8 protein-coding genes are annotated in these 5,003 nt (G+C 36.8%); 7 read left to right on the top strand and 1 reads right to left on the bottom strand.

The window, feature by feature from the left end; all coding sequences use genetic code 11:
• Positions 1-108: 108 nt before the first annotated feature.
• From M901_RS12980 to M901_RS12965, 6 genes are all read left to right on the top strand, one after another.
• A complete protein-coding gene (locus tag M901_RS12980; protein WP_021278656.1) occupies positions 109-519 on the top strand; it encodes a hypothetical protein in 411 nt (136 codons plus the stop codon).
• A gap of 217 nt (positions 520-736) precedes the next feature.
• A complete protein-coding gene (locus M901_RS16705; RefSeq protein WP_021278662.1) occupies positions 737-1,129 on the top strand; it encodes a methyl-accepting chemotaxis protein in 393 nt (130 codons plus the stop codon).
• Positions 1,126-1,422 (top strand): methyl-accepting chemotaxis protein, encoded by a 297-nt coding sequence (locus tag M901_RS16700; RefSeq protein WP_021278658.1) that lies wholly within the window; start codon positions 1,126-1,128, stop codon positions 1,420-1,422. The genes M901_RS16705 and M901_RS16700 overlap by 4 nt, the downstream gene beginning before the upstream one ends.
• Before the next feature lie 41 nt (positions 1,423-1,463).
• Complete coding sequence (locus M901_RS16695) at positions 1,464-1,994, top strand: methyl-accepting chemotaxis protein signaling domain protein (protein WP_021278657.1); 531 nt, start codon at positions 1,464-1,466, stop codon at positions 1,992-1,994.
• Between the two features lie 237 nt (positions 1,995-2,231).
• A complete protein-coding gene (locus M901_RS12970) occupies positions 2,232-2,483 on the top strand; it encodes a hypothetical protein (protein WP_021278659.1) in 252 nt (83 codons plus the stop codon).
• Positions 2,484-2,500: 17 nt separating this feature from the next.
• Complete coding sequence (locus M901_RS12965; RefSeq protein WP_021278660.1) at positions 2,501-3,928, top strand: DUF3373 family protein; 1,428 nt, start codon at positions 2,501-2,503, stop codon at positions 3,926-3,928.
• Positions 3,929-4,106: 178 nt separating this feature from the next.
• On the opposite strand, the gene M901_RS12960 is transcribed toward M901_RS12965, so the two are convergent.
• On the bottom strand, positions 4,107-4,712 hold the full coding sequence (locus M901_RS12960) for an ABC transporter substrate-binding protein (RefSeq protein WP_021278655.1): 606 nt from the start codon (positions 4,710-4,712) through the stop codon (positions 4,107-4,109).
• A 74-nt stretch (positions 4,713-4,786) separates the two neighbouring features.
• Between M901_RS12960 and M901_RS12955 the strand changes: the two genes are divergently transcribed.
• Positions 4,787-5,003 (top strand): hypothetical protein (locus M901_RS12955; RefSeq protein ID WP_021278661.1); only part of this gene is annotated, 217 nt, incomplete at its 3' end.

The raw sequence follows: 5,003 nt of genomic DNA, 5'->3' as shown, positions 1-5,003 counted from the left end.
TAAAAAAATCTTAAAAATGTAGACGGTGGAAATTTTGTTCTTAATGAGCTTATTACACTCTATCCAAGTCTAGATTATCTTGTTCTTGTCAGTTTAGATGGAAAGGTTGTGACTTCAAGCTCGATTGACGCCGAAGGAAAACAGTTAAAGACTGACTTTCTAAAGTCTGTTGATTTCAATCAATATGATTGGTTCAAAAATACGAAGAATGGAAAGTATGTCGAGGATTTTAAAAAGAAGATCTTCGGGGCTTATGTTGGTGAAGTTCAGCTTGATGATATTGCAAAGAAAATGTACGGAAAAGATCGTCTTGGGATGATGTTTGGGACGCTCATCGAGGATGAGTATGGTGACCCGATTGCTATCTTAGGGGCTTATTCAAATATGAGATGGGTCGAAAATGAAATGACAAATCTCTACAATGTTCTTGCTTCTAATGGGATGAACTCTGCCGAGATTCATTTAATTAATAAGGCCGGTAAGCCAATTGCCTTCTTTGGAGAATCTGGTGGTTACTAAAGAATCATCAATTGTTCACGATTTCAAAAATTATAATTTAAAACTTGATCTCTTTGCCAAAGACCACCCAATTGTTAAACGAACTTAAAAGAGGGGAAGAAGGGAACAACTATTAGCAAAAGATTTCACTGATCATAAAGAAGATCATATCTTCGCTTATGGTGCTATCCATAATAGAAGATTTCTCGATGCTATCGGTTGGAAACTTGTTGTAGGAATGCAACCAAGTGATGCCTTTAGTGAAATCATTGCACTACAGAAAGTATTCTATTTAACATTAGCGATTGCCTTTGTCGTTTGTTGTTTTGTATCGATCTTCATTGTTTCAAGACTATATGGACAACTGATAAAAGTTATTGAAGGACTTCGAGCTAGTGCAGGAAGAACTCTTAACTTTGTGAGCCAGTTGAATGAGATGTCTGGAAAAGTGAATGAGATGTCATCTTCACAAGCTTCTGCGATTCAGGAAACAGCTTCAACTCTTGATGAAGTTTCACAAATGGTAAAAATGTCAGCACAAAATGCTAATAACTCAGTTGATATTTCATCAAGAGTGAAAAGAGTGCAAATACAGGAAAGCAAGTTGTCGCCCGTGTTGTCGATGCCATGAATGGGATTAAGAACTCTAACGAGGCCATTCTTACGACAACATCTGAAGGTAATAAGAAAATTAATGAAATTGTTTCAGTTATTAATGAAATTTCTGAAAAGACAAAAGTGATTAACGATATTGTTTTCCAAACTAAGCTTCTCTCTTTTAATGCTTCAGTTGAGGCCGCGAGAGCAGGAGAGCACGGTAAGGGATTTGCTGTTGTTGCAGAAGAAGTTGGTAATCTCGCTCAGATGTCAGGTAAGGCCGCTGAAGAGATGGTGAAATTCTTGGAGAGTCTATCTCTCGTGTAGAGACAATTGTTAAAGAGAATCAAGGTGCCATCGAAAAAATCATGGTAACTTCTAAAGAGAAGATTGAACAAGGGATCGAGATTACTGGAGAATGTGATCGTGCCCTTGAAGAGATTGTAGAAGGTGTTAAGGTCGTGACAAGTATGTCACATGAAATTTCAACTGCGACGAAAGAACAGGAAAGCGGAGTTTCAAATATTTCAATGGCAATGAATCAACTTCAAGATTCAACTAATGAAAACTCTAATATTGCCTTCCAGACACTGAAGTGTTCTGAACAGCTAGATAAGGAAACAGATTACTTAAGGGATGTCATCCTGACTTTAGAAAATGAGGTTGTAGGGGGAAAGGCTCCAGTAAGCTCAAAAGCTGCTCCGGCAATTAGAGAAGAGTCGAGTACTGAGGATAATATTTTAGAAATGCCTGCACCAAAATCTCAAAAAGTAGAATCTAAGGCTCCTGCTAAAAAAGTTGTCAAGAACGAACCTAAGAGTGAGTTTAAAGAAGATCTAAAATCTGTTGTTGGAGCAGAAATTCCAGATGCTAATGATCCTCGTTTTGAAGACATCTAATTAAACCAATATATTGTACAAGTTCATAAAAAAGCCCTTAAATTTTTAAGGGCTTTTTTTATTCATGGAAAATTCATTTAGTACAACTGTACGAAATATCAAACAAACCTAACCTTAATTTTATCTAAAGACATCGAACAATCCTGACAATAAAGCTCAATCTTAAAATTATTTACACAGCTTATTTGCCTCTGAAATAATATTCACATTCATACTAACCAAATAGGGAGAGTGCAAATGAGACGATTGAGTGTCTGCGCAATCTTCGCTCTTGCTCTTGTTTCAACAGGAGTTCAGGCCGGAGCGAAAGATGATTTTATTAAGGCCGTAAAAACACAATGTAAGAAGAGTGATGCTGATGCAAAAGCTCTTGCTACTCCAGGGCGTTCTGGAAATGTTATTAAGTTTAAAACTTGTTCTGGGGCAACAGTACAAGTAGGTGATTGTACTCTTCAGTGTAAAGATGCTTCATCTTCAATTGGTGGATAGGAATTAGGGAGTTATATATGTTAAAAAAATCTTTATTAGTTGGTGCAGTTGTTGCTGCGACTGCTTTAAGTGCAAATGCACAATCTCTTGAAGAAAGAGTTGAAGCGCTAGAATTTGCTGGTTACGAAAACTGGTGGAAGTTCAGTGGAAACCTTGAATATCGTTTTGATGCTGTTGAGACTGAATACAAGAAAGCTTACAGTACTCTTACATTTGATGGTTCTACAAATTCATATGCTAAAGGTGATAAGAATAGTGTAAAGCATCACAGAATTTTTTCTGAGCTTGATATCGAAGCTAAGCCAACAGACAAGCTAACATTCTACGGAAGACTTTCAGCTTCTAAAGCAATGAACACTCTTAATAAGGGTGGTGGAACTTACGTTCAAGATTCTGCTTTCAATGAGCTTGGTGAAGGGATGAACGGTGGTAATTCATCAGTATTCTTAGAAAGAGCATTTGTTAATTATTCTTTAATGAAGAACCTTGTTCTTTCTGTTGGTCGTCTACCAACTGTAGAGGGAACTCCAGCGCACTTCTCTGAAGCAAGATCTCCAATGGGTGGTTACCCACTACTTGCTTTTGGTGGGATCTTCGATGGTATCGCTCTTACTTATGGTCACAAACTAGGTGGAGGGGATTTAACTCTTAGAGGTATCTACACTCCATTTAACACAAGAAATATCGACTTTGGAAATGAGAAGTTCGAAGATGCTAATGGAATGGAAGTTGACGAGAACGTTGATGTATATTCTTTAATGCTAGAATTCCAAAAAACAAACTTCTCTTGGGTTAAGAACTTTCACTTTACTTATCAGTACCTAAAGTTTGGAAGATTTAATGCTCTTGCAAAGGCTCACGTAGTTACAGTTAACCCAAGCTCGAATGCTGTTGTTTCAAGTAAGTTTGATGGAAATATTGAACTAGGTCTTGAAAGACATGTTCTTAACTTAGATCTTGTTGGGATTGCAAAGACTGGACTAAACTTTGGTGTTTCTTTCTTAAAAGGAAAAGCTGAAGGAAGCGGAAACCTCACTCAAACTTCTTATAATAATGATGGTGCGACAGCTGGACCAACTAGTATTGGTACTTGGCTAGGATCATCTGCTAAGGAGCATGATGGAGACGCTTGGATTTTCAACCTTTCTTACAATATCATGAAGCTTAGAAATGCAACTGTTGGTGTTGAGTATGTAACAATTGATGATGATGCATTCGTTTATGATTCAGCAAGTAAGAACTTAGTTGGACAGTATACTTCTAGAGGTGGAGATGCGAAACATTTCTACTGGGTACAACCAATTGATAATAACTTTAAAGTTAAATTTGGTTACCAAGAAGCAAATAGAAAGAAGACTAATTATCTAGGTGGATTCATTGGATCGACTTCAGATATTGATAATGTAACTAAGTCTTACTACTCAAGTCTACAATTCACATTCTAATAAAACGGGCTCCTTCGGGAGCCTTTTTTTATTCTAACTTTCTATTTAGAGATCATATCACGTAATTTTTGTATCATTAATAAAGTTCACATTCTCTTTATTGTAGATTGAAAGAACATTCGGATGAATGTCTTTTTTAAAGACGGTATAGAAGTTTTCAGCTTCTTCTGGTGTTTTTCTAAACGAGAGCTTTTCTAAAATTCCGAGTTTCTTGGCGATGGCAACTAAGGTACTTTGAGTTGGGAGGTAGAGGGCTTGGATACTGCGCTTTTTTTGCGAGAGAGAGCATCATTGGCTCTAGATGATCGACTCCCGATGGAATGTATTTAAGCTTGAGGTGATCCTTATTCTTAGCGATAAATGGCGAGATATAGGCCTTGGCCGGAAGACCAATATCATATTTTTGGATGTCTTTTACTTCCTTAATTTCTGAAGGGGAGTTTCCCATTCTAAAGACAATTGCAGGACGATCACTAATATAAGCATTTTGAGGATAGGAGAATATTTTTTCTCTGGCCTTATTCTTTGCAAGTAGGACGGCGCCATCTAATCGGGATTTTTCCATTTCTACCAGAAGTCTTTGGAAGGGATATTTCTCAAAGACAATTCGATATTGATTCTGATCTTTAAAGACACTCTTAATGTAGTCAATAGCGATCCCTTTTACTTGGTTACTCTCAGTGTAGCTAAAGGGCGGAAGCTCAAAGTACCCAAGTTTTAACACCTCTTTTGCTGAGCAGGGAAGAAGACTAAGAAGTGAAAGAGTGATCATTTTAATTTTCACGGTGACTCCAATAAAAATTACTTTAAAACAAAATCTATTTTAACCGATAAATGCATATATAACTAGGATACATAATGAACCTTGATGAATACAAAGAGTTAAATTTGGCCGCACTCGAAGATCTGGTTGAGTGCCCGTGCAATATCTACCTTGTTCTTCCAAGTGGGAAGAGACTTATTATTGGTCAGCAGGGTAATCTCATTAATCTAAAAATGATTGAAAAGTATCAAGAAAAAGATGAAGTCAAAGTTCTCGTATCAAAAGAAGATTATCCAATTGTTTTAGAAAAAC

Origin of the sequence: Bacteriovorax sp. DB6_IX, assembly GCF_000447775.1 — a bacterium.
Classification (GTDB): domain Bacteria; phylum Bdellovibrionota; class Bacteriovoracia; order Bacteriovoracales; family Bacteriovoracaceae; genus Halobacteriovorax_A.
Note: the sequence above shows the minus strand (reverse complement) of the source record. Positions and strands in the feature narration are given on the sequence as shown.

What these genes read in the sequence shown, in the direction of transcription:
- M901_RS12970 (WP_021278659.1), top strand. Translation starts at nt 2,232, where the DNA reads ATGAGACGATTGAGTGTCTGCGCAATCTTCGCTCTTGCTCTTGTTTCA.
- M901_RS16700 (WP_021278658.1), top strand. Translation starts at nt 1,126, where the DNA reads ATGAATGGGATTAAGAACTCTAACGAGGCCATTCTTACGACAACATCT.
- M901_RS12965 (WP_021278660.1), top strand. Translation starts at nt 2,501, where the DNA reads ATGTTAAAAAAATCTTTATTAGTTGGTGCAGTTGTTGCTGCGACTGCT.
- M901_RS16695 (WP_021278657.1), top strand. Translation starts at nt 1,464, where the DNA reads ATGGTAACTTCTAAAGAGAAGATTGAACAAGGGATCGAGATTACTGGA.
- M901_RS16705 (WP_021278662.1), top strand. Translation starts at nt 737, where the DNA reads ATGCAACCAAGTGATGCCTTTAGTGAAATCATTGCACTACAGAAAGTA.